Origin of the sequence: Pseudomonas sp. DNDY-54 (genome assembly GCF_019880365.1) — a bacterium.
Lineage (GTDB): Bacteria > Pseudomonadota > Gammaproteobacteria > Pseudomonadales > Pseudomonadaceae > Stutzerimonas > Stutzerimonas stutzeri_P.
On the sequence record NZ_CP082271.1, the window covers coordinates 2,394,908 to 2,419,330 of the forward strand.

At 56.9% G+C, this 24,423-nt stretch carries 23 protein-coding genes and 3 tRNA genes; 6 read left to right on the forward strand and 20 right to left on the reverse strand.

Annotated features, from left to right (window positions below; genetic code table 11):
• Window positions 1–50 precede the first annotated feature (50 nt).
• From K4O48_RS11080 to K4O48_RS11125, 10 genes are all read right to left on the reverse strand, one after another.
• The gene (locus K4O48_RS11080) at window positions 51–665 is read right to left on the reverse strand and encodes a hypothetical protein (protein ID WP_222908279.1); all 615 of its coding nucleotides are present in this window, start codon (window positions 663–665) and stop codon (window positions 51–53) included.
• Window positions 666–744: 79 nt separating this feature from the next.
• Entirely contained in the window at window positions 745–1,086 is a 342-nt protein-coding gene (locus K4O48_RS11085; RefSeq protein ID WP_222908280.1) for a hypothetical protein, read from the reverse strand.
• Window positions 1,087–1,404: 318 nt separating this feature from the next.
• Complete coding sequence (locus K4O48_RS11090) at window positions 1,405–1,707, reverse strand: hypothetical protein (RefSeq protein ID WP_222908281.1); 303 nt, start codon at window positions 1,705–1,707, stop codon at window positions 1,405–1,407.
• A complete protein-coding gene (locus tag K4O48_RS11095) occupies window positions 1,704–2,444 on the reverse strand; it encodes an AzlC family ABC transporter permease (RefSeq protein ID WP_222908282.1) in 741 nt (246 codons plus the stop codon). The genes K4O48_RS11090 and K4O48_RS11095 overlap by 4 nt, the downstream gene beginning before the upstream one ends.
• Window positions 2,441–3,181 carry a 2OG-Fe dioxygenase family protein gene (locus tag K4O48_RS11100; protein ID WP_222908283.1) on the reverse strand — a complete coding sequence of 247 codons (741 nt, stop codon included), beginning with the start codon at window positions 3,179–3,181 and terminating at the stop codon, window positions 2,441–2,443. Before K4O48_RS11100 ends, K4O48_RS11095 begins: the two co-directional genes overlap by 4 nt.
• 14 nt (window positions 3,182–3,195) lie before the next feature.
• On the reverse strand, window positions 3,196–4,692 hold the full coding sequence (locus K4O48_RS11105) for a radical SAM/SPASM domain-containing protein (RefSeq protein WP_222908284.1): 1,497 nt from the start codon (window positions 4,690–4,692) through the stop codon (window positions 3,196–3,198).
• 474 nt (window positions 4,693–5,166) lie between these two features.
• Window positions 5,167–5,964 (reverse strand): AraC family transcriptional regulator, encoded by a 798-nt coding sequence (locus tag K4O48_RS11110; RefSeq protein WP_222912073.1) that lies wholly within the window; start codon window positions 5,962–5,964, stop codon window positions 5,167–5,169.
• 480 nt (window positions 5,965–6,444) lie between these two features.
• Window positions 6,445–6,529 (reverse strand) — tRNA-Leu (locus K4O48_RS11115).
• A 46-nt stretch (window positions 6,530–6,575) separates the two neighbouring features.
• Window positions 6,576–6,651 (reverse strand) — tRNA-His (locus K4O48_RS11120).
• 31 nt (window positions 6,652–6,682) lie between these two features.
• Window positions 6,683–6,759 (reverse strand) — tRNA-Arg (locus K4O48_RS11125).
• Between the two features lie 269 nt (window positions 6,760–7,028).
• Here K4O48_RS11125 and folD point away from each other — a divergent pair.
• The gene (gene folD / locus K4O48_RS11130) at window positions 7,029–7,883 is read left to right on the forward strand and encodes a bifunctional methylenetetrahydrofolate dehydrogenase/methenyltetrahydrofolate cyclohydrolase FolD (protein WP_222908285.1); all 855 of its coding nucleotides are present in this window, start codon (window positions 7,029–7,031) and stop codon (window positions 7,881–7,883) included.
• A 76-nt stretch (window positions 7,884–7,959) separates the two neighbouring features.
• Here the strand turns inward: folD and K4O48_RS11135 are convergent, their stop codons facing one another.
• From K4O48_RS11135 to K4O48_RS11160, 6 genes are read right to left on the reverse strand one after another with little or no spacing between them, the layout of a single operon-like run.
• On the reverse strand, window positions 7,960–9,699 hold the full coding sequence (locus K4O48_RS11135) for an ABC transporter substrate-binding protein (RefSeq protein ID WP_222908286.1): 1,740 nt from the start codon (window positions 9,697–9,699) through the stop codon (window positions 7,960–7,962).
• A gap of 42 nt (window positions 9,700–9,741) precedes the next feature.
• The gene (locus K4O48_RS11140; protein ID WP_222908287.1) at window positions 9,742–10,014 is read right to left on the reverse strand and encodes a DUF2160 domain-containing protein; all 273 of its coding nucleotides are present in this window, start codon (window positions 10,012–10,014) and stop codon (window positions 9,742–9,744) included.
• 10 nt (window positions 10,015–10,024) lie between these two features.
• A complete protein-coding gene (locus K4O48_RS11145; protein ID WP_222912074.1) occupies window positions 10,025–10,825 on the reverse strand; it encodes a carbohydrate ABC transporter permease in 801 nt (266 codons plus the stop codon).
• A 13-nt stretch (window positions 10,826–10,838) separates the two neighbouring features.
• Window positions 10,839–11,702, reverse strand: coding sequence for a carbohydrate ABC transporter permease (locus K4O48_RS11150; protein WP_222908288.1), 864 nt, complete (start codon window positions 11,700–11,702; stop codon window positions 10,839–10,841).
• Complete coding sequence (locus tag K4O48_RS11155) at window positions 11,699–12,796, reverse strand: ABC transporter ATP-binding protein (RefSeq protein WP_222908289.1); 1,098 nt, start codon at window positions 12,794–12,796, stop codon at window positions 11,699–11,701. The genes K4O48_RS11150 and K4O48_RS11155 overlap by 4 nt, the downstream gene beginning before the upstream one ends.
• Window positions 12,797–12,806: 10 nt before the next feature.
• A complete protein-coding gene (locus tag K4O48_RS11160) occupies window positions 12,807–13,889 on the reverse strand; it encodes an ABC transporter ATP-binding protein (RefSeq protein WP_222908290.1) in 1,083 nt (360 codons plus the stop codon).
• Window positions 13,890–14,105: 216 nt separating this feature from the next.
• Between K4O48_RS11160 and K4O48_RS11165 the strand changes: the two genes are divergently transcribed.
• Together K4O48_RS11165 and K4O48_RS11170 are read left to right on the forward strand one after the other, a co-directional pair.
• A complete protein-coding gene (locus K4O48_RS11165; RefSeq protein ID WP_222908291.1) occupies window positions 14,106–15,965 on the forward strand; it encodes a sigma-54-dependent Fis family transcriptional regulator in 1,860 nt (619 codons plus the stop codon).
• Window positions 15,966–16,086: 121 nt separating this feature from the next.
• Complete coding sequence (locus tag K4O48_RS11170) at window positions 16,087–17,379, forward strand: GGDEF domain-containing protein (protein ID WP_222908292.1); 1,293 nt, start codon at window positions 16,087–16,089, stop codon at window positions 17,377–17,379.
• A 56-nt stretch (window positions 17,380–17,435) separates the two neighbouring features.
• On the opposite strand, the gene cysS is transcribed toward K4O48_RS11170, so the two are convergent.
• Both cysS and K4O48_RS11180 read right to left on the reverse strand, forming a co-directional pair.
• Window positions 17,436–18,821, reverse strand: a complete 1,386-nt coding sequence (gene cysS, locus K4O48_RS11175; protein ID WP_222908293.1) for a cysteine--tRNA ligase — start codon at window positions 18,819–18,821, stop codon at window positions 17,436–17,438.
• Window positions 18,821–20,491, reverse strand: a complete 1,671-nt coding sequence (locus K4O48_RS11180) for a glutamine--tRNA ligase/YqeY domain fusion protein (RefSeq protein ID WP_222908294.1) — start codon at window positions 20,489–20,491, stop codon at window positions 18,821–18,823. The genes cysS and K4O48_RS11180 overlap by 1 nt, the downstream gene beginning before the upstream one ends.
• A gap of 187 nt (window positions 20,492–20,678) precedes the next feature.
• Between K4O48_RS11180 and K4O48_RS11185 the strand changes: the two genes are divergently transcribed.
• Together K4O48_RS11185 and K4O48_RS11190 are read left to right on the forward strand one after the other, a co-directional pair.
• Window positions 20,679–21,173 carry a peptidylprolyl isomerase gene (locus K4O48_RS11185; RefSeq protein WP_222908295.1) on the forward strand — a complete coding sequence of 165 codons (495 nt, stop codon included), beginning with the start codon at window positions 20,679–20,681 and terminating at the stop codon, window positions 21,171–21,173.
• A gap of 5 nt (window positions 21,174–21,178) precedes the next feature.
• A complete protein-coding gene (locus K4O48_RS11190; protein ID WP_222908296.1) occupies window positions 21,179–21,901 on the forward strand; it encodes a UDP-2,3-diacylglucosamine diphosphatase in 723 nt (240 codons plus the stop codon).
• A gap of 5 nt (window positions 21,902–21,906) precedes the next feature.
• Here K4O48_RS11190 and K4O48_RS11195 read toward each other — a convergent pair whose 3' ends face one another.
• Complete coding sequence (locus K4O48_RS11195; protein WP_222908297.1) at window positions 21,907–22,512, reverse strand: tRNA-(ms[2]io[6]A)-hydroxylase; 606 nt, start codon at window positions 22,510–22,512, stop codon at window positions 21,907–21,909.
• A gap of 174 nt (window positions 22,513–22,686) precedes the next feature.
• Between K4O48_RS11195 and K4O48_RS11200 the strand changes: the two genes are divergently transcribed.
• Window positions 22,687–23,550, forward strand: coding sequence for a universal stress protein (locus K4O48_RS11200; RefSeq protein WP_222908298.1), 864 nt, complete (start codon window positions 22,687–22,689; stop codon window positions 23,548–23,550).
• 46 nt (window positions 23,551–23,596) lie between these two features.
• Here K4O48_RS11200 and K4O48_RS11205 read toward each other — a convergent pair whose 3' ends face one another.
• Complete coding sequence (locus K4O48_RS11205) at window positions 23,597–24,064, reverse strand: DUF1289 domain-containing protein (protein ID WP_222908299.1); 468 nt, start codon at window positions 24,062–24,064, stop codon at window positions 23,597–23,599.
• Window positions 24,065–24,423: the final 359 nt, after the last annotated feature.

Consider the following 24,423-nt stretch of genomic DNA (forward strand, 5'->3'; position numbering starts at 1 on the left):
GCGAGCAGCCTCAAGCGCACCCCAACGGTTTCCGCAATTTGCGGAGTGGTTTAGTTCTGGAAAACGCTGGCTACGTTTCCATTACCGTTCTGAACGATGCTGGCAGTATTCCCCTCAAGCGATTGAGATTGTCTGAGCAAGACCTGATTGGCGTTACCGATTTGGCTGATCGCTGCCTGATGGGCATAAAGGTCTTGGTAGGCATCGATCTGGTTGTCTGAACCAACCTGAGCGATATCCAGGCTGTTATTGTTACCAGCCTGCGAGGTAACGACAGAGTTGTAGTTGCCTTGGGAATAGCCCGTTAGGCTGCTGTTCTGCCCGGTAATACCAGCGTCGAGCTGGTTTCCTATACCCTGCTGTTTGTACTCAAGGGTGCTGTAGCTGCTACCGGACCTGATCGCTGCGCTGTTGGCATCACCCACTTGAGTAAGAAACACGTCGCCGGCCGGGTATCGCCCCGAGTACTGGTAGATATCAGCCTGGTTGGCAATACCGGTCTGATCTACAACGGCGAATCCACCGCCGATTCCAGTGCTGATCTGCTCGAGCCGAACCAGGTTGGTCGTGCCAGTCTGCCGGACCTGTGCGGTGCTAAATCCGGACTGATCCACCTCAACGGTGTTGCCTTGACCAATCGAAACGACGTTGATCTCATTCCCCACCCATGTCTGCTTGGCATCAAGCCGGTTACCCGCTCCCTCCTGTCGGATGGTCGCTGTTACCGATAGCTCGTCTCGATACTCATGCTGCTTGAGCGTGACAACGTTGGATGCTCCGGTCTGGTATATCTCTGGCCATCCCAGGACGGTTCCCGTTCACCTGGTAGACCTCGGCGGAATTGAACGTCCCGACTTGTTCGATGCTCGCCTGCCCAGCCTCGCGGCTCGTGCCTGATTGATCAGTGATCGCATCGTTCGCTGTGCCGTTCTGCAAAATGAATGAGCTTTGCATGACGCCACTTTGCGTCTGTTCCGCGCGGTTCTCTGTCCCGATCTGCTCGACCTCGGCCATATGTTCATTGGCCAGTAAACTGCCGCTTACCGCGAGCAAAAGCGCTGCAGATAAAAGAGTGGTCTTGGACATTGCAATCTCCTATTCGCATTGGGTTGGGCTCCGAACAACCAGGCGAAGCTAACCAATGAGTGTTGTCGCTCAGTTCAGGTCGCGAAATAGGTAGGAAGAACTAAACGGCAGCCGATAGGGATTAGCTCTGCGACCCTTAGGGGCTGGCTCAGTGGATCGAGGAGGCCACTGGGATTGTGGAAAGATGTCTGCGGTTCGGGGCTCTACTACTAATCCGGAGCGTTCAATCTGACGACAATGCCGCCGCCGAAGCTCTCGGTCCCAAGCAGTACCTGTGTAATCTTCTGATGGAGTCTAGTGCGGGCGGCCCGGTTTATTTCAAGTCACAAGCACAAAATAAAGAGCGGTTCCAATCCCCGCGGCCGTGATCAATCCAAAGAGATTTAGCAAGGCTATGGCTGCGACCACGCCAAGCGAGACCAGAGCGGCAATTGGCTCTTGCAACGCTTCGGTATATACGATGTAGACGGCGAAATTGATAAACACCGCAACAGGAAGGACACGCTCTAGATAGCGCTGGCTTTCATAGCCCAATCTCACTGTGATGAATACAGGAAGAATACGTACTAGGCAGCTCGTAACAAACAAAGCAGCGATGGCAACTTCGGTCTGCTGACTCATAGTTTTGCCCAACCTAGGATGGCGGTAGCAACCAATATGCTAGGTATCCAGAAATAGTGAGCACCGATCAGATTGATCAATAGCAGGGCGACGCCTACGCACAATCCGGACGCTGCAAGTAAACCGGAACGATCGCGCGGATCGCTCTGCGAAAGCAACAACCTGGACCGGAGCTGACACACGGATAGATACATAAGAACAACACTTGCTGGGAAACCTAGATTTACACCCTCACCAAACCACTCTCCCGGAATGAACTGGCCGAGCAGCGCGCCAAGCAAGCCTGACGCCACCCACGCCCCGAAAATCACTGCTCGTATCAGAAAAGCTGATCGCCGACTGTCGGACTCCTCCTCTGTCGCATACGCTTCATCGCCTAGCATATGAGCAACAAATGCCCGTTTTGTAACGGATCGCGGCAGGCGGCTTGCTGAGGCATAAGCGATCGGAAGATACCGGCTGTTGATTGAGGCGGTGACGAGCAACATCGTTAAAAAGCCGGCGTTGGCGTCGACTAGCGGCAGCAGCGCAAACTGGCCGCTTCCGGAAAACCCCAGCGCACTTACCGCGAGAATTTCCAGCAAGGTCCAGTCAGCTCGTGCAGCAAGCACACCAAACAGCATGCTCACCGGAACGATTGCCAGAGCCGTTGGAGTAACTCGGTGAAGGGCAGTCACGCGCTCACCATCACGTTGCAAGCTTGCGGCCCTGCTGAAAAGACTCAGGACGTTTCTCATTTGACCTCTGACGCCATTGCCAGTTTTTCATGAACTCGACCGTATGCACGATTCTCCCAATGGTTGACTTCAATCACCCAGATGTCTCGAAAACCGGCTTCTCCCTCGACGGGCTCAATATTAGTCGCGTAATGGATGTATCGCTCATCATCAATGATGATGGCCTGATTCTCCTTTAATGTCTGTCGATGGACTACCTCATTCGATGTTGGATCAATGACTTGCGTCTCCCCCCCTTTGACGTTTGTTCGGCGAGCCACGGCAATTACGCTGTACTCATGTCCATCGCGATGTGGTCCTTCAGGTACGGTCACGCCGCGAAAGAGTTCGTTCGCCACCACCCGGATCTGATTGACGTTTATTTGAAACAGGTCCTTTTTACTTACCGGCAGAGTGTCAAGCACCCGACCAATAAGCGGTGAGGGATCTACCTCAAGCAACTCCCGATGTCTCGGTACTCCGCCAGCCTCAGCTAGCTTGATATAGCGCGCGGACTGGACATATTTTCTTTGAGGCAGCAAAGCGAATAGCCATTCACTCTCATCCCAGAACCCCATGTACTGAGAAAGGCGAATTTGTCGGAGCCGACTCGGGCTATGGCTGTCACGTGGGAGGTTCGCGAACGAGGCCTGGAAAATCTCAGACATGACCGGCATATCAATTATGCAAAAGCCGTTCGTTAAAAACTCGTTATCAGCTGGCGTATCTTGTTGTAGTTGAACCGTGGCGGTGATCATTTGCTTTCTCTCAATCAAGCTGGCTGAAGATCGAAGGTGGCAATTTCATAGGGGCGAAGCGACTCAATGTGCTTTCGAGTGATTCCCCGATAAAAGTCGCAGGCGGAAGGTTCGACCGAGTCAACTGATGCGAACTTTTTCTCCAGAGGGCCCAGGCATAGCCCGCCACAAAATCCCTCGATCTCACATCCGCGGCAAAACTCCGGGTTATCTCTACGGAGGCCGGCATGCTTGAGATAAGGCTGTGAGTTCAGGATTTCGGCGCCATCCCGGATATCACCCAGGAGCGTTGATCCTGCCTTACACGCGAACACAGAACCATTTGGCTCAATGCTGAATTGCGCCCCTTTAGCAGAGCAATTCTTAAAGCCACGATAGGACACGCTGTCGAAGCCCAACATAACTTGAAAGATTTGGTGCCAGTAACCAGTGAGCACCACGCCGCGTGTCCTCCCATACTCGACGACCTTCCAGAGGCGATCGACGATGTTCTGGGTCCCGAAATCTGAATAGAACGTAGGGTCAAAATCCACTACAACGCCAATCTCTCGTGCCCCTACGTCGACAGCAACATCCACGATCGAGTTATTGAAATCGCCCCAAGTTGAGGAAGTTAGCGCTGCATTGATAGCCACCCGGTTTCCAAACTTCTGGAGCGTTCGAAGCCCCTGCATCACGACGGGCGTGCTGTCATCACCGTTTTTAAGCGGTCTACTAGGGCTAGTCGGCGAGTCAAAGCTGACGCAAACAGCCACTTGGTACCTGGCGAATGCTTGAGCTACTTCGTCAGTGATTAGCGACCCGTTTGTAACGGTCGAGTAATTGATCTTGACGCCATCACTTTCCCCATTGCCAAACCGTTCAAGCACAGTATGAATAGTCCGCCAGTTGAGCAGGGGTTCACCTCCGAAAAACTGGAGCATTACCTCATGCACGCCCTCTGAACGAGCCACAGCGAGGGCGGACTCGACATAGGCGATACCATCTGCCGGCTTCATCGATCTGTTCTTCGGGTCGTACTGATGATCAAAGCGCTCCTTCGAGGCATATATCGAGTCTTCGATGTTTACCTTTATTCCTTCACGGGCGATGAGCCTGGAGCTGTCAACTTTGTTGTATTCATCTTCTGCAGACATTTCCTTGCCCTGGACGCCTTCGAAGCAATACGTACAGCCGAAGTTGCAGGCATTGGCCAAAATCAACTGGATGATGTTGACCTTTTTTTCCAGCGGCGCAGGCTCACTCGGCATCCGAAGAGAACTGGCCGGTACGAGGATATGCCGAGCGATGAGCTGCTGGGTCAGTTCCTCTTCTCTTGTCTGAGCCTCGTCGGTCAAAATCGTCGCCTGTATCGGCCGCTGCTTACGGTACGTTTCAAGCAGCTCTTGGCCGGCATCGTCGAGAAAGAACAGTCCACCCAGGAGGCGGTGATAGGTTGCGTATCGATCACCTACGCGGTTTTGAATGACGTCGTCGGAGACAACGTAGAACTCCGTATCGAGCTGGTTCACCTGGCTCCCTCCGTAATTGCGTTAACGATAGGTTCGAGATGGCGGCGCATAACACGGCGCCGCCAAGGCTCTTACTTCGTCAGGCGGCTGCTCAACTGCATTCCACCGACGGCAAATGTGCCGCCGACAGTTCCGCCAACTGTGCCACCAACAGTACCGCCCACGGTTCCGCCGACTGTTCCGCCCACCGTTCCACCAACGGTGCCACCGACAGTGCCGCCAACGGTTCCGCCGATTGTTGAGCTGATGTGATTTGTGTTCATTAGAAATCCTCTCATAGCCTTCAGGACCGATAGATTCGGGAGCCCTGGTCATTAGTCGGTATTAGCCCAGGTCGATAGAAGGAGCCGACCTGGGACGCAACGGAGCGCCGCGAAGCGATGCTTCGCGAGCAGAACACGCTGCGGGACCGAGTCTAGAGAGAGGCTATGTGGCGGTATTGAACGATCGTGCAACTTTTAGGAGGGGCAACAATTAGTAGCGTCGGAGCATCTCAAGCCACCGCGCCGGAGAGATTCCGTACGCTTTCTTGAAGTGTCGTGTCATATGGCTTTGGTCAGCGAACCCGACATTTAAAGCCACATCGATCAATGGTTGCCCAAGCAACAATTGCCGTTTCACTTGATCTAATCGCCGCATCGTCAGATATCGATAGGGACTCGTTCCATATAGCGCCCTGAAGTCACGCGACAGGCTCCAACGATCCCGGCCGCTGGCAGCTTCGAGTTCATCAAGCGAAATAGTGCTGTCCAGTGCGCTATGAATATATTCGCGGGCCAGTTCAGCTGCGCTGTAGTTAAGCGTCCGTCGACGTTTTCTTATGCCTGAAACTTGGGCAAGAGCGTCCGCTAAATCGTAGATCGCATCCTCCTCCTCAAGCGGCTCGATCTGGCAGTCCATGCCCTGCATCAGCGTCTGGGTGGCTGCGTACAGACGTGGATCCCGTGATATCCCGTCGGGTACAAACGGCAACGTGGTTCCGCCTAGGGCTTCCTGCAGCAGTGCGGGCTCGATATACAAGATCCGGTAGTGAAACCCATCCGTGCTACCTGCTTCACCGTCGTGCAATTCATCGGGATGGATGACGATTGTGCCGCCCGGCAGGCTGTGTTTCATGCCGTCTCGATAACGGAAACTATGAACCCCCGCAAGGGTGCGACCGACTGCGTAAGTGTCGTGTCGGTGGGGCTCGAAACCAAAGCCGCCGAAGTACGCTTCCATACGCTCAAGCTTTGTTTGCGGGGCTCGTACCGCCCAATCCTCACCGGCCATCATCGTTGCTCCTAGGTGCAGTGGTCGACGGAGACCCAGCGTCGCGTCAACCGCTAACGGGTCGCTAGCCCGACCCAACCAATAGAACCGCCAACTGTGTGGAAAAAAAGCGCGCAGCTTGAACTACGCGCCTCTTGTTACAGGCTGGCAAACCTTAGCACGGGCGATAAGGAGCCCCGTTGTAACAGAGCTCGCCTAGACACATCAGGAGGCTTCTGGCCTCGTATATGTCAATCCTAAGCATAACGACCAGAGATGGACAGCCGCGCAGTACACGAACGCGTGAAAGCTTTTTCCTACGGCCGGTGATATCTGTGGCCGTGCGCCGTGGGCCTTAGCCATGATTCATAGCTGGCTTGGTATAGGCGCTTGCGCTTGCGTTCGTGCGGCCGGCTGATAATCCTGAAGGCACAAAAAAGCCCCTATTACGGGGCTTTCAGGGATTTCCGAGTCCTCGTGAGAGGCCTTGAAATCATGTGATGGTGCGGACGGAGAGACTCGAACTCTCACACCTTGCGGCGCCAGAACCTAAATCTGGTGTGTCTACCAATTTCACCACGTCCGCAAACTTCTAAACGAAAACGCCAGGCTGTGCCTGGCGTTTCGGAATATGGGGTGGACGATGGGGTTCGAACCCACGACCGCAGGAGCCACAATCCTGTGCTCTACCAACTGAGCTACGCCCACCATATTGCCTTTGCTTGTGCCAGAACCGGAATGGCGCACCCGGCAGGACTCGAACCTGCGACCATCCGCTTAGAAGGCGGATGCTCTATCCAACTGAGCTACGGGCGCTTTTATCTGCATTCAATCTGAGCGCAGACTTCAAGCTCCGGCCAGTGAAGGCTGACCTTCAAAAGCCGTCTTACCCAGCAGCAAGCTGTGCTCGACAAGCGGGGCGAATCTTAATGGTCTGCCTACACCCCGTCAACAGCCAGGCCAAAAAAATTTCAGCCTGGTAAAGGGGTTACGGGAATCCGGCGTCTCATCGCCTTTGCCGAACGGTATCGTCGTGCGAGAATGCGCGTCCTTTTTCACTCCTTCTTGATGGTTAATCACGCGTCATGACCGCACAACTTATCGACGGTAAAAAGATCGCTGCCACTATTCGCCAGCAGATTGCCGGCAGAGTTGCCGAGCGCTCTCAGCAAGGCCTCCGGGTACCCGGCCTGGCAGTGATTCTTGTGGGCACTGACCCGGCCTCGCAGGTCTATGTCGCTCACAAGCGCAAGGACTGTGAAGAAGTGGGCTTCAAGTCCACCGCTCATGACCTGTCCGCGTCGACCACCCAGGAAGAGTTGCTGAAACTCATCGATCAGCTCAATGACGACCCGCTCGTTGATGGCATTCTCGTGCAGCTCCCGCTGCCCAAGCACCTCGACGCATCGCAACTGCTTGAACGCATCCGCCCCGACAAGGACGTTGATGGATTCCATCCTTATAACATTGGCCGCCTCGCTCAGCGCATGCCCCTGCTCCGCCCTTGCACGCCAAAAGGGATCATGGCGCTGCTCGAGAGCACAGGCGTCGACCTTCATGGCCTGAACGCCGTCGTCGTCGGCGCTTCCAATATCGTCGGTCGGCCGATGGCGCTGGAATTATTGCTGGCGGGCTGCACCACTACCGTCACCCACCGCTTTACCAATGATCTGGCCGACCATGTCAAACGCGCCGATCTGATCGTGGTAGCGACCGGCATTACTGGGCTGGTAAAAGGCGAGTGGATCAAGGAGGGGGCTATCGTTATTGATGTGGGCATCAATCGGCAGGCAGACGGCAAGTTGGTTGGGGATGTCGAGTTCGATGCTGCCGTGCAGCGCGCCGGCTGGATCACGCCAGTGCCAGGCGGCGTCGGGCCCATGACCCGCGCATGCCTGTTGGAGAACACGCTACATGCCGCGGAGCACTTGCACAGTTAATGCGGAAATCGGCTCCGGGCTAATAAAAACGGCACCCTAGGGTGCCGTTTCCTTTTACCGGATGCAGGCGAAAAACTTACCGCTCCTGCTCCCAGGACTTGATCAGTTCGTCATAACTGACCGTCTCGCCCTGAGGCTTTTCGTTTTCCAGCTTGGGCTTGGGCGAGCCAGGCTGGCTCAGCCAGTATTCCGGGTCACGTGGCTCATTCAGCTTCGGCCCGCACTTGGGTTGCACCTTGGCGCGCTCCAGACGCGCCATCATGGTGTCTTGCGCTTCGGCAAGGCCGTCCAGCGCTTCCTGAGGCGTCTTGTCACCGCTCGCTGCTTCGGCGATGTATTGCCACCAGAGTTGCGCGAGGCGCGGGTAATCCGGAACGTTGGTTCCGGTTGGTGTCCATTGCACTCGCGCAGGGCTGCGATAGAACTCCACCAGACCGCCCAGCTTTGGTGCTGCCTCGGTCATCGCATCCGAGTTGATATCCGACTCTCGGATAGGTGTCAGCCCCACCAGAGTCTTCTTCAGCGAAACAGTCTTGGAGACAGTGAACTGAGCGTATAGCCAGGCGGCCAAGCGGCGCTCGTCTGGGGTTGAATCGAGAAACGTCCAAGAGCCCGCGTCCTGATAGCCGAGCTTCATGCCCTCTTCCCAGTACGGCCCCTTAGGGGACGGTGCCATCCGCCACTTCGGCGTGCCGTCCTCATTGACGACCGGCAGGCCCGGCTTGGTCATGTCGGCAGTAAAGGCGGTGTACCAGAAGATCTGCTGTGCAATGTTGCCCTGAGCGGGAACCGGGCCTGACTCGGAGAACGTCATGCCCTGCGCCTCACGGGGTGCATATTCGCGCATCCAATCGACGTACTTCTGAGTGGCGTAAACCGCGGCAGGACCATTGGTGGCGCCACCGCGGGCGACGCTTGAACCCACCGGATGGCAGTCCTCGACACGGATGCCCCACTCGTCAACCGGCAAACCGTTTGGCAGCCCCTTGTCTCCCGCGCCGGCCATGGAAAACCAGGCATCGGTGAAACGCCAGCCGAGCGAAGGGTCCTTCTTGCCATAGTCCATGTGGCCGTAGACGCGTTGGCCATCTATTTCTTTCACGTGCTTGCTGAAGAACTCGGCGATGTCTTCATAAGCGGACCAGTTCACCGGCACGCCAAGCTCGTAGCCGTAACGCTCTTTGAATTGCTGTTTCAGCTCTGGGCGTTCAAACCAGTCGGCGCGAAACCAGTAGAGGTTGGCGAACTGCTGTACGGGCAGCTGATAGATCTTGCCGTCAGGCCCCGTGGTGAAGGAGATCCCGATGAAGTCATCCAGATCGAGTGTCGGCAGCGTGTAATCCTTGGCTTCGCCTTCGATCATGTCGCTGATCGCAACCGCTTTTCCATAACGAAAATGCGTGCCGATCAGATCCGAGTCATTGATGTAGCCGTCATAGATGTTCTTGCCGGATTGCATCTGCGTTTGCAGCTTCTCGACGACATCGCCTTCCTGCATCAGGTCATGCCGCAGCTTGATGCCGGTGATCTCACTGAACGCCCGAGCAAGCGTCTTCGATTCATACTCGTGGGTGGTGATGGTTTCGGATGCGACATTGATCTCCATCCCGCGGAACGGCTCAGCAGCCTTGATAAACCAGCGCAACTCCTCCATCTGCTGCTCCGGGGACAGCGTTGAGGGACTGAATTCCGACTCGATCCATTTCTTTGCGGCGTCTTCGTAGGCATCAGCCCATGCCGTTCCTGCCAAGCCGGACAACGTCAGCAAGGCTGTGAGCGCCATGCCATGTCGGGTGTTGTTTTTATTCTCGAACATACACACCTCCTTTGGGTTTTTCGTAAGGATCAGCCCTCAGGCTCAACCCCAGCGCATCACTGCAAACAACCAGACGAGAGATAGCGCGGTCGCTATCCAGATGCTCCAGTCGGTCAGGCCTATCAGCAGGAGATGCCAATAGGCGCTGCCCAGAAGTCCAATGAACAATCGATCGCCCCGAGTGGTGACGATGGGTAAAAGGCCTTTTCGAGGCGCGCAGGGACGTCTTAGCTCCCATGCGCTCATAAGTGCCAGCATCACGCCAATCACCGCAAAAAAAGCCGCCGTAGGGGTCGTCCAGGCCATCCAGTTCATGAGCGTTCCTCTATACCCGGCCCAGGGCGAAGCCCTTGGCGACGTGATTGCGGACGAACCAGATCACCAGCATGCCCGGAAGAATAGTCAGCACGCCGGCAGCCGCCAGGACGCCCCAGTCAATGCCGGAAGCGGACACGGTGCGCGTCATTACTGAAACGATGGGTTTTGCATCCACCGACGTCAGCGTGCGTGCCAGCAGGAGCTCGACCCAGGAAAACATGAAGCAGAAGAAGGCTGTCACGCCGATGCCCGAACCAATCAGCGGGATGAAAATCTTCACGAAGAACTTGGGAAAACTGTAGCCGTCGATGTACGCCGTCTCGTCGATTTCCTTGGGTACGCCGGACATGAAGCCTTCCAGAATCCATACCGCGAGCGGCACGTTGAACAGGCAATGCGCCAATGCCACCGCAATGTGCGTGTCGAAAAGTCCGATCGACGAATACAGCTGAAAAAACGGCAGCAGAAAAACGGCAGGCGGGGCCATCCGGTTGGTTAGCAGCCAGAAAAACAGGTGTTTGTCGCCGAGAAAACGGAAGCGGGAAAAGGCGTATGCGGCAGGCAATGCCACGGTCAGCGAGATGATGGTGTTCAAGCACACGTAGTACAGCGAGTTGATATAGCCGCTATACCAGCTGCGGTCGGTAAAGATCACCTTGTAATTGTCAAACGTGAGGTCCCGAGGCCATAGCGTCAGCCCTCCAAGAATTTCAGTATTGCTCTTGAACGACATATTGATGAGCCAGTAGATCGGCACCATCAGGAACGCGATGTAGAGGATCAGTACGACTCGCTTGCGCAGGTTCATTAGCAGGCCCTCTTCATTTCTGGTCGCCATGGGTCATGGCCGTGTAGAACAGCCATGACACCAGCAAAATGATCAGGAAGTAGATCAACGAGAACGCCGCCGCCGGGCCCAGATCGAACTGGCCTACCGCCATTTTCGTCAGCGTCTGGCTAAGGAAGGTGGTGGCATTGCCCGGCCCGCCGCCGGTGAGTACGAACGGCTCGGTGTAGATCATGAAGCTGTCCATGAAGCGCAACATCACGGCGATCAGAAGGACGCTCTTGAGCTTGGGCAGCTGGATGTAGCGGAACACCGCCCAGCTCGAAGCCCTGTCGATGCGGGCGGCCTGGTAATAGGCATCGGGAATGGCGCGCAGGCCCGAGTAACAGAGCAATGCGACCAGGGACGTCCAATGCCAGACGTCCATCACCAGCACCGTTACCCAGGCGTCCCGAGTGTTGGAGGCGTAGTTGTAGTCAACGCCAAGCTCTCGCAAGCTCCAGCCCAGCAGGCCGATGTCGGCGCGCCCGAAAATCTGCCAGATCGTCCCGACCACATTCCACGGGATCAATAAGGGAATCGCCATCACGATCAGGCACAACGAGGCCCAGCGCCCTCGAGTCGGCATCGTTAGCGCGACCGCGATCCCGAGCGGGATCTCGATCAGCAACACACTCCCCGAAAAGATGAACTGACGCAGAAGAGAGTCGTGCAGGCGGGGATCGTGAAGGATTTGCCGATACCAGTCAGCGCCCACGAAGAAGCGTGTCGAGGAATCGAAAATATCCTGCACCGAGTAGTTCACCACGGTCATCATCGGCAGGATGGCGCTGAAGGCGACCAGCAGGAACACGGGCAGTACGAGCCACCAGGCACGATTGTTCTGAACTTTAGTCATGGCCGGTCCTCCACCAGCCGATCATCGGCGTACAGCATCAGCCACTGAGCCGGGAACGTGACCCACGCCAGCTCCCTTGGCACCGCCTGATCCTCCGGCAGGCGCGCCTTCAGCAGGTGGCCTTGCAAGCGTAGCGTCAGGATCTTGAACGTCCCGAGGTCCTCCACCCGCACCACCTCGGCCTGCATTCCGCCGGCCGTGGCTTCGTTGGTTACCTGGACGAACTCTGGACGGATACCGACTTGCAAGCGGCTCGCTGTCAGGTCGGGCAACCGAGCCGCCTGCGCGCCTGAGAGCTGAAGGTGCAGATCGCCAAAGCCTACGCCGCCCTCCTCGGCCCGCACGTCGATGAGGTTCATTCCCGGGCTACCGACGAAAAAACCGACAAAGGTGTGCTGTGGTCGCTCGAACAGCTCGCGAGGCGTACCGAACTGGACGATCTGCCCACCATGCATCACGGCGATCTTATCGGCGAAGGTCGAGGCCTCCAGCTGATCGTGGGTGACGTAGATCATCGTGATGTTGAATTGTTCGTGGATCTGCTTGAGCTTGCGCCGCAACTTCCACTTCAGGTGTGGATCGATGACCGTGAGCGGCTCGTCGAAAAGGATGGCCGAGACGTCATCCCTTACCAGCCCGCGCCCCATGGAGACCTTCTGCTTCTCATCCGCGGTCAGATTACGGGCTTTGCGCTTGAGCAGCGGGTGCAGGTCGAGCACCTCGGCAATCTCGTGCACCTTGCTGGTGACTCGCGCTTCCGGCACGCCCTGGTTGCGCAAGGGAAAGGCCAAATTGTCGAAGACGGTCATGGTGTCGTACACGACCGGGAACTGGAAAACCTGCGCAATGTTGCGCTGCTCGGGCGTCAGCCGATTCACTTCGCGCGTATCGAACAGCACCTGACCTTCGGATGGGCTCAGCAAGCCTGAGATGATGTTGAGCAAGGTCGACTTACCGCAGCCGGACGGACCAAGCAGCGCATAAGCACCGCCCTGCTCCCACACATGATCCATCTCACGGATGGCATAGTCTGCCGCCCCACGTGGTTGCTCGCTGTAACTATGGGCCAGGTTCTGCAAGCGAATCTCTGCCATGACGCTCTCCTCAGACGCGTCGAGCCGGTGCCTGGGCCAACTGCCCGGTGGCATCGAACACAAACAGTTTGTGAGTCGGTACGTACACCCGTATCGGCGAATCCACGGCGTAGTCGTGCAGGCCCTGCAGGTGCAGCACCAGACTGAAGTGGTCGTTGCGCACGTGGAGGAAGGTTTCGGAGCCACTGATTTCCGCGAGTTCAACGATCCCAGACACCTCAAGATCGTCGTCATTGGATGGCACAAGGCCGATGTGGCTCGGACGAATGCCGAATTGATAGTCGCCTTCGCTCAGAGTCCGCAGATCCGCATTCAGCGGGAAATGCAGACTGTCCTGAAAGCTGACCTCGTTAGGGCCAATCCTGCCCGGTAGCAGATTGATCGGCGGCTCAGAGAACAGCTCGGCACTGAGCATTTGGCTAGGCTGGTGGTACACCTCCGACGTCGGCCCGCTTTGTATCACTCGACCTTCATGCAGCACCGTGGCGGTTCCGCCCAATGCAAGCGCCTCGTTGGGCTCAGTGGTCGCGTAGACGGCGATGCTGCGACGCGTCTTGAACAGCTCGCGCATTTCCTGCCGGAGCTCTTCACGCAGTTTGTAGTCGAGGTTGACCAGCGGCTCGTCGAACAGAACAAGATCTGCGTCTTTGACCAGCGCCCGCGCCATCGCAGTGCGCTGCTGCTGGCCGCCCGATAGCTCCAATGGATGCCGCTGAAGGAACCCTTCGATGTGCAGCATCTCGGCGGTTTCTCGGACCTTGCGCTCAATATCCGTCTTGCCCACGCCAGCCTGCCGCAGCGGCGAGGCAATATTTTCAAAGACCGTCAGCGTTGGGTAGTTGATGAACTGCTGATAGACCATTGACACGTTGCGCTTGCGCACCGGTACGCCGGTGACATCCGCGCCATTCATGAGAATTCGCCCCTTGGTCGGCCTGTCGAGGCCGGCCATGAGCCGCATCAGCGACGTCTTGCCGGACAGGGTCCGGCCGATCAGCACGTTGAATGAGCCTGGTTCGAAACTCAGGCTCGCATCAGCGATATGCAGTTGGCCGTCTACGGTCTTGGTGACGTGCTCTAGCGTGAGGGACATGCTGCACCCTTCTGATTGTTGTGAAGGGAGCAGAGCGAGATCCATGCCAGCAGATGGTCAGCGCTCTAGCACGCGGCCCACCGACGGACGAACTGTTGCCAACTGTTCAAAATGAACAATTATGAACATTGACAGTGAACAGAAATGAACAAGACTGTTCATGGCTCCGAACAGGCAAAACCACAAAAACAAGAAGCGCAGCGAGAGAGAGGCAACATGGCCGATCCAGCCCAGTCCATGTCACATCAGACGCTGGTCGAAGACTCCTGGAACCGTTGTGAACGCTACGGGCTAAATCCGCTGAGCATTCCCAGCTTCGGCCAGCCGACAGAACAAGACGTCATTAGCCTGCTAGAGCGTCAACACAGCCTGGTGCAGACCACACAGCGCGAGGTACTGCCCTACTACGAGAACATCCTTTCGAATTCCAGCTGCCTGATACTGCTGGCGGACAGTCGCGGTCAGCTACTCGAGTCCTGGGGTGATCGTCGCTTCGTCGAGCCCGGACAGCAGCGTGGTTTCAAACCAGGCGCCAGCTGGATGGAACGCGACACTGGTACCAATGCAATTGGCACCGCGCTGGCCAGTGGGCAGGCCGTGCATATCCAGCGCGACGAACACTTTCTCAAGGCTAATCGTTATCTATCCGGCGCGGCATCGCCCATCTTTGACGCGCAACGCCAGTTGATTGCGGTACTCGACGTCTCCAGCGACAGCTACCTGCCGCCTTCGCATACGCTCGGCATGGTCAAGATGATGAGTCAGTCTGTCGAAAACCGACTGATCCTCAACCTGTTCCGGGATGACTATTTTCAGCTGAGTTTCAACACCGGCCAGGACAACCTCGACAGCCAGTGGGCCGGATTGCTGATTTTCGATGAGTGCGGAATTATTGTCTCGGCCAACCGGCGAGCCGACACCCTGCTTGGCGAAACGCTTACGCGCACGCGTATCGACAGGTTGTTCGACATCCCGTTATTGCAGCTGATTAATCAGCCAGAAGAGCAGCCTCTGGCCCTGAGAGCGATGGGCCGCCATCGCTTTCAGGGCATCGTGCGGCGCCCCCACACCCCGCGCGTTCAACCACGCGACTTTCGCACGACGTTCCGATCAGAAAAACCCATCGATCTGGCCGCCATCGATCAGGGCGATCCGCAGGTTCAGAAGGCTATCCGACAGGCCCAGCTGATGCTGGAAAAAGACGTCCCGATTCTTGTGCACGGCGAAACAGGCGTTGGCAAGGAGGTGATGGTCAAGGCACTGCATGCGGCCAGTTCGCGGGCGAAGGCGCCGCTGATTGCGGTGAATTGCGCAGCAATTCCCCATGAGTTGATCGAGTCCGAACTGTTCGGCTATGAAAAAGGCGCCTTCACGGGCGCACATCAGAAAGGCAGCCTCGGTCTGATTCGCAAGTCGGACGGGGGTGTGTTGTTCCTCGATGAGATCGGCGACATGCCGCTGAGCCTACAAGCGCGTCTATTGCGCGTGCTGCAGGACCGCAGCGTTCAGCCGCTCGGGGGTGGAGAACCCTTCCCGGTCGACTTCCGGCTGGTATGCGCAACAAACCGCTCGCTGCGCCAAGAGGTAGAGACTGGGCGCTTCCGTCGAGATCTGTACTACCGAGTGAGCGCGCTTAACGTGGAGCTTCCGCCGTTGCGACTGCGCCGTGACAAAGCAATGTTGTTCAAGCGGGTATGGGAGCAATACCGCGAGCCCCATCAGTGGGCTGGGCTCAGTTGCGAGGTACAGGCGGCATTCGAGCGTCACCCATGGCCCGGCAACCTGCGGCAATTGAGCAACGTCATACAGGTTGCCCTGGCATTGGCAGACGACCAGCCGATAAGGCTGGAACATTTACCGAATGACTTCCTGGCGGAGCTGGAGCAACCGCCTTCTTTGCATCCAACAATCGCACCGCACCTGCCGGAGGGAAGACACTGCATGCAGGCCGACAACAGCCTCGAATCGCTATACCAGACATATAACGGCAACGTCTCTCTGCTTGCGCGTCAGTTGGGTATTAGTCGCAACACGCTCTATAAGCGGCTTCGAGAACAGGGCCTGTACCCCGCCTAGCGACTCAGCGACATTGCGACTGACATGCGCGATGCCCGCCAGGTAACTCAACCCTCAGTTTCATAACGTCGCTCACTGTGTTTCGTGATCGCTCAGCGCATCATCCAGTACCCCAATAGACGTGACGTGCGTCGTAGCACTTACGAAGCCCGGAGCCTATGCTCCGCCATGCAATAACAATGATGGCTTTATGCCTCCAAACGAAGACGAGCATGCATTAATGGGCGGTCGAACAACTGAAATGGAAGTCGGAACGAACGCTGGCGCACCACAACGCCGAGACGAGACACAGCAGAAGCTGCGCATGAAACGTCTAGGGATGGCCTCCGTTTCTTATATGGTCACGCTAAGCCTTGTAGCGTCGTTCTATTATCAGAGCCTGATCCCGCTGAGCCTGGTGTTCGTTTTCCTATCACTATCAATACTGTTGAACGCCAGCTTCTTCCTCGTGTTTCATCTGAACCTGAACCTCAGATACAAAGATCCAAGCCTGACGCTCGCTCAAATAGTCGCTTCGCTCGTACCGCCTCTTATCGTCATGTATTACCTCGACGCCGGCCAGGCGAGAGCCATTCTGCTGTTGATCGCTGTGGTGCCGGCGCTATACGGGATACTGGCGCTCAATACGCGGCAGTTTATTTACGCCGTGGTAATCATGGTCGGCTCCTACCTGATCGTGCTCGCCTGCCTATGGTCCAACAGACCTGAAGCCTTGGCCGGGACGCTGGAATACGTTCAGCTCTTTACGCTAATTGTCGTGCTCACGCAGGTGGCGCTGATTGGCGGCTATATCAATAGCTTGAGGAAAAGGATCCGGGACCGGAACCTCGCATTGAACACCGCGATGGAAGAATTGAACGAGGCGCTAGCCGTCATTCGGGACATGGCTAACCGTGATGACTTGACCGGACTGTTCAATCGTCGCCACTTATTCGACGTGCTCACAAAAGAGGTCAACCGTTATCAGCGCGTCCCAGGCCCCTTCAGCGTGTGCATGATGGACGTTGACCATTTCAAACTGGTCAATGACATCCATGGTCACCAGGCTGGCGACCAAGTATTGCGCGAAGTCGCGGCCAACGTTCAGAAGCAAATACGCAGCATTGACTGCATTGGTCGCTGGGGTGGCGAAGAGTTTCTGTTGGTTCTACCGCAGACGTCGATAGCCGGAGCGGTGATCAAGGCCGAGCGCATACGTAGCAGCATTGAGGCCCTGCGCTTCCCTCAGATAGGCGAAGACTTCCGCGTAACCGTCTCGCTAGGTGTTGCGGAATACTATGGCAATGCCGATATAGAACAAACGATGGCGCTCGCTGATGCGGCGCTATATCAAGCCAAGTCCGCCGGACGAAACCGTGTGGTGTCCATCGACCCGACTGAAACGGCCGGAGCGGCTAGCATGACGGCATCGTAGCGCCCCGTTATTAAAATGCTGACGTGAACCAACGTCAGCGAGCCCGTTGCTTTCCGTTACTCGGCCAAGCGCCAAGTCGTTCCGCCCTTTCCATCTTCAAGCACAACGCCCATTGCCGTGAGCTGATCGCGAATCCGGTCGGATTCCGCCCAGTTCTTCTCGGCCCGGGCTTGTAGGCGCGCAGAGATGAGCGCATCGACCTCGCCCGGATCCACACTGCCCTTCGCGCCACCTTGCAGAAACTCATTCGGCTCCAGCTGCAACACGCCAAGTGCTTCGGCCATCTTGACTAATTGCTTCGCTAACGCAGCCGCCCCTTGCAGGTCGCTCTCGCGCAGCCGATTGATCTCACGCGCCATGTCGAACAGCACGGCACAGGCTTCTGGCGAATTGAAGTCATCATCCATCGCCGCGCCGAAGCGCTCGACAAAAGCCTCGCCACCCGCCGCGGCCACCTCGGGCAAGCCCCTAAGCGCGGTATAGAATCGATCAAGCGCGCCCTTGGCTTCTTTAAGACTGTCTTCCGAATAGTTGATCGGGCTGCGGTAATGACTCGAGACGAGTAAATAGCGCACCACTTCCGGGTGATATTTCTCTAGCACTTCGCGAATGGTGAAAAAGTTGCCCAGCGACTTGGACATCTTTTCACCGTCGACGCGGACCGCGCCGGCGTGCATCCAGGCATTGGCGTACTGCTTGCCCGTCGCCGCTTCGCTCTGAGCGATCTCATTTTCGTGATGAGGAAACACCAGATCCGGCCCGCCACCGTGAATGTCAAACGTCTCGCCCAAACAGCAGGTAGACATGACCGAGCACTCGATATGCCAACCTGGACGACCGGCGCCCCAGGGCGACGCCCAGCTCGGCTCACCTGGCTTGGCCGCCTTCCAGAGCACGAAGTCCAGCGGATCTTCCTTGGCTTCGTCGACCTCAATGCGGGCGCCGATCTTAAGGTTCTCGATCTTGCGCCGCGAGAGCTTGCCGTAGCCGACGAACTTCCCGACACGGTAGTAAACGTCGCCGTTGCCCGGTGCGTAGGCAAAGCCCTTGTCGATCAAAGTCTGGATCATGGTGTGCATGCCAGCGATATGCTCAGTGGCGCGCGGTTCAAGGTCAGGACGCTGTACATTCAGACGGGTTTCGTCCTCATGCATCGCTGCAATCATTCGTCCGGTCAGCGCCTCAAAGCTCTCACCATTTTCCTGCGCGCGCCGGATGATCTTGTCGTCGATATCGGTGATGTTGCGCACATACGTTAGGTCGTAACCACGCTGACGCAGCCAGCGCGACACCACGTCGAACGCCACCATGACCCGGGCATGCCCAATGTGGCAGAAGTCATAGACCGTCATGCCGCACACGTACATGCGCACCTGATTGCCAATCAGCGGCTTGAGCGGTTCCTTGGTTTTGGTCAGCGTGTTGTAGATCGCCAGCGCCATTACTGGCCTCCCCAGGAATCACGCAGGGTCACGGTACGGTTGAACACTGGCGCGCCCGGTTGGCTGTCCTTGAGGTCTACCGCGAAATAGCCCTCGCGTTCGAACTGGAAACGCGCTTCGGCTTCGGCCGAGGCCAGCGACGGTTCTGCACGGCAGCCTTTGAGCACGACCAGCGACTCGGGATTGATGTTGTCCAGGAAGCTACCGCCGTCTTCGTCTTTTTCCGGGTTGGCAGAGCGGAACAGGCGATCGTACAGGCGCACTTCACATTCCACGCTCTCGGCAGCGGGCACCCAGTGAATGACGCCCTTGACCTTGCGGCCTTCCGGGTTCTTGCCCAGCGTGTTCTCGTCGTAGGAGCAGCGCAGTTCAACAATGTTGCCTTGCTCGTCCTTGACCGCTTCATCCGCACGGATGACGTAGCTGCCACGTAGACGCACTTCCCCACCCGGAATCAGGCGCTTGAACCCGGCCGGAGGTACTTCTTCGAAATCGGTGGCATCGATGTAAATCTCCCGCGAGAACGGCAGCTGCCGCACGCCCATGTCCTGCTTCGGATGGCGAGGCAGTTCGAGCGTCTCGGCCTTGTCTTCGGGGTAGTTGGTAATGACCACTTTCAACGGCTTTAGAACGCACATGGCACGCGGCGCGTTGGCGTCCAGGTCTTCGCGGATGGCGAATTCCAGCATGCCGATGTCGACGACGCCGCCTGCACGATTCACACCGATCATGTCGCAGAAGGTCCGAATCGACGCTGGCGTATACCCGCGACGACGGTAGCCGCTGAGGGTCGACATGCGTGGATCGTCCCAGCCGTTGACGTGCTTTTCGTCCACCAGCTGCTTGAGCTTGCGCTTGCTGGTGATGGTGTAGTTCAGGTTGAGACGCGCGAACTCGTACTGACGCGGGCGCGCCGGAACTGGCAGATTTTCCAGGAACCATTCATACAACGGACGATGGTCTTCGAACTCCAGGGTGCAGATCGAATGGGTGATGCCTTCGATTGCGTCCGACTGGCCATGGGTGAAGTCATAGCTCGGGTAGATGCACCAGTCGTTGCCCGTCTGGTGATGATGCGCATGCCGGATCCGATAGAGGATCGGGTCGCGCAGGTTCATGTTCGGCGAGGCCATGTCAATCTTGGCGCGCAGCGCCTTGGCGCCGTCCGGGAATTCGCCGGCCTTCATGCGTGCGAACAGGTCCAGGTTCTCTTCCACGGAACGGTCGCGGAACGGGCTGTTCTTGCCCGGCTCAGTCAGGCTGCCACGGTATTCCCGGGCTTGTTCGGGCGTCAGATCGCAGACGTAGGCCTTACCCGCCTTGATTAGTGCGACCGCCCAATCGTGCAGCTGGCCGAAATAGTTCGACGCGTAGCGCTCTTCACCAGCCCACTGGAAACCGAGCCACTGGACGTCGCTCTTGATCGCATCAATGTATTCCTGGTCTTCCTTCGCCGGATTGGTGTCGTCGAAACGAAGATTGCACTCGCCGCCAAATTCCTTGGCCAGGCCGAAGTTCAGGCAGATCGACTTGGCATGACCGATGTGCAGATAACCGTTGGGCTCGGGCGGGAAGCGCGTGATGATCTTGGCATGCTTACCCGAGTCCAGGTCGGCCTGGACGATCGGGCGGAGAAAATTGGTGGCTGCGGTAGTCTCAGGCTTGCTCATGGTGTCCTTAACGATCTGCGAGTGCGTGCCCCAGGGTAGGCCCGCCAAATCAAAGCGCTTATCATAGCGGACCCGTCAACCCCCTGACAGAGCAAAGCGCCCTGCCGCGCCGCACTCACGAGTCTTCGGGGCAATCACTGGTTGCGTTGTCGCGACACGTCCCCTCTCCCATCTAGGAAGACATCCAATGATCAAGTTGCATACCAATCACGGCGTCATCACCGTCAAGCTGTTCGAAGACAAAGCACCCGAAACCACCGCCAACTTCAAGGAATATGTAAAAAGCGGTCACTACGACGGCACCATCTTTCACCGCGTGATCAGCAACTTCATGATCCAGGGCGGCGGTTTTGAGTCGGGTATGAAGCAGAAAGCCACCCGTGGCCAGATCAAGAACGAAGCCAACAACGGCCTCTCCAACAAGGTCGGCACCTTGGCAATGGCACGTACGATGGAGCCACATTCGGCATCCGCGCAGTTCTTCATCAACGTAAAAGACAACGATTTCCTCGATCACACTGCACCGACCGTTCAAGGCTGGGGCTACGCCGTATTTGGCGAAGTCGTTGAGGGCATGGATGTCGTCGAGAAGATCAAAGGCGTGCCGACTACCATGAAGTCCGGTCACCAGGACGTTCCGGTAGAGGACGTAGTGATCGAAAAAGCCGAGATCATCGAGTAAACGCATTGATCCTGCTGATTTCTGATCTGCATCTCGAAGAGAAACGCCCGGACATCACCCGGGCGTTTCTTCGTTTCCTTGAATCCCGTGCCACCCATGCCGACGCCCTCTACATACTGGGTGACTTTTTCGAAGTTTGGGTGGGCGATGACGGCATGACGCCTTATCAACATGAGATAGCCGAGGCGCTGAACACGCTAAGCCAGCACGGGACTCGAATCTACCTGATGCATGGCAATCGCGACTTCATGATCGGCAAAGCGTTCTGTCGCGAGGCCGGCTGCACGCTATTGTCCGATCCGCATATCGCACAGTTTGGGGGAGAACGCGTGTTGCTGATGCACGGCGACAGCCTATGCACACGCGATGAAGGCTATATGCGACTAAGACGCTTGCTGCGCAATCCGATAAGCCTGTTCATTCTGCACCACCTCTCCCTAAGCAAACGTCAGAAGTTGGCACAGAAGCTCCGTTCGAGCAGCAAGACGGAAACGCGCATGAAAGCCAGTGACATTATTGATGTCACGCCCGCTGAAGTAGTCAGCATCATGCAACATCATGGCGTCCGGAAACTCATCCACGGCCATACACACCGGCCAGCGATTCACACCCTGGAACTAGCCGGTGACCAGGCGCAACGCATCGTGCTGGGTGATTGGGATCGCAAGGGTTGGGTGCTGCAAGTCGACCAGACCGGCTTTAACCAGACATCGTTCGACCTGAGCTGAGGTTGTCAGGCCGCGTTCGGAATGCCACTGTGAAAGCGAAACTCACTGTCAGGGCTTTCGATTAATTCGCGCTCGCGCTCACGAACGCGAATGACGGTGGCATCGATATCTGCTGCTTCCCCGTATAGGTACGCCAGTTTCAGATAATCCTGGAAATGCCTCGCTTCGGACTTGAGCAATCCGCTATAGAACTTGCCTAGCTCATCGTCCAAGTGCGGTACCAGCATGGCAAAACGCTCGCAGGAGCGCGCCTCGATAAAAGCGCCAACAACCAACGTGTCCGTGAGTCGGTACGGCTCATGGTTGCGCACCAGCTCGCGCAGACCGGCTGCATAGCGGGATGACCCGATGTTCCGCAGCCCTATCTCGCGCTTGCGGATAATCGACAGCACCTGCTCGAAATGACGAAGTTCCTCTCTGGCCAAGCGCGACATTTTGTTTTGCAGATCGGGCTTATCGACATAGCGAAACATCAGCTGAAAGGCTGCACCGGCCGCTTTTTTCTCACAATTACCGTGATCAACGAGCATCACGTCCTGATTTTGCAGCGCGGTCTCGACCCACGCGAAAGGAGTCGCGCAGCCGAGGAATTCATTCAATTCGGAAAGCATGAGGTCTTGGTATTCATCTGGAAAATGAAGCGGTGGAATGCCCCAACAGCGGACGGCCGTCGCGCATTATACGAGCCCTAGATCAGAGGGCTAGCGTTGGTTGACCTGGATCACTGGCCGTCGCGATGACCTTGTCTATAGTCACACCATGCGATCTTGGAAACGGAGCCGATCATGCAAGCCATACGCTGTATCCTCGTGGTAATCGACCCGAAACTAACCGAGAACCTTGCGCTTAAACGAGCGCGACTGATCGCCAGCGTTAGCCAATCCCAGCTGCACCTGCTGATCTGCGATGCCAAACAGGACCACGGCCGCTACCTGGACAGCCTGCGTTCAGAGCTTGAGGCTCAAGGACATGTGGTCTCGACACGCCAGGCCTGGCACGAGAATCTGCATCAAACAATCATTACCGTTCAACAGGCCGAGGGCTGCGGCCTGGTGATCAAGCAGCATGTTGCGGACAACCCGCTGAAACGGGCACTGCTTACCCCCGATGACTGGAAACTGTTGCGCTACTGCCCGTGCCCGGTGCTGATGGTCAAGACCGAAGCGCCCTGGACCGGAGGCAATATCCTGGCGGCAGTTGACGTGGGGAATGCGGACATCGAGCACCGCACACTACACTCCAGCATCATTAATCATGGGTATGAAATCGCCGCACTCGCCGAAGGTACGCTGCATGTCATCAGTGCCCATCCTTCTGCGATGCTATCCGCTGCGGATCCCGCGTTTCAGTTGAAGGAGACGATCGAAAAACGCTACCGAGATGCTTGCCGCCAATTCCAGTCCGAGTACGACATCCCGGACGGGCAGCTGCATATCGAAGAAGGTCCAGCAGACGCCCTGATCCCCCGCGTATGTCACCAGTTACAGGCTGTCGTTACGGTCATCGGCACGGTCGCTCGCACCGGCTTCTCTGGCGCACTGATGGGTAATACCGCAGAAGTCGTGCTCGATACACTTGAAAGCGACGTCCTGGTCCTCAAACCAATAGACATCATCGACCACTTGGAGGAGCTGGTTGCGCGTCGCTAAATTGCAATACATGCAAGGGCGGCCTTCCGCCCTTTTTCGTACCGTGCTATCCGCCGATCTCGTCGAAAGACCCTGGAGCGATGTACCGCTGATAATGAGCTTCGGATAGCAGAAAGAATTCTCGATCGATCGCATCCCGCAGCTCAGGCAAGGCCCAGTCACGGAACTCCGGCAGAAGGACCACGCCGTACGCGTCCAGCTGCTGAATTACGCGCGCGCCCCTCGCGATCAACTGATAAGCCCAGCAGTAAGGCGATTGCTCCACGACAAACCGAATCTGCCGGCTCTCCAGCTGACGACGCAACAGACTCGCGTCGAACACCTCCAGCTTCGCCGCCATTACCTGAGCGAGCAACACCTCCAACCGGTGCCAGACGGCACGCTTGCTCTCCTCGTTATATCCATTCCAGCGCACGACTTCATGGTGAAACCGTTTGCAGCCACGGCAGACGAGATCACCGTAAACGGTGGAACAGAGCCCCACACAAGGGGTTTTGATTCGCTGAATGGACATAACGGTTGGCGGGTCGAGGGACAGCGCGCATCTTAGACTTTTGTCCAAGCCAGGTCACGGTTGATCCCGCCTATGCGCCAACCCTGTATCTCTACAGCCCAGGCTGCGCGCGGTTGCGGCGAGCTTTCGGGGCAGTTGGCAGCATGCCGGTCAATTACTCCACCCGGGCGTTTCACTTAACTTTACGGGTCCGTTCCAGTAGAATCAGCGCGCCGTTTTAGGCGACACAATCCGTAAGAAGCTGTTTTCAAAGCGTCACGAGCACAGTTAACCGGTCAAGGTCGATGCGCAGATCCCTCTCTCCTGCGCATCCGACACATCCGCCGGCGTAAAACTTTGAAAACAGCTTCCGGATGCGC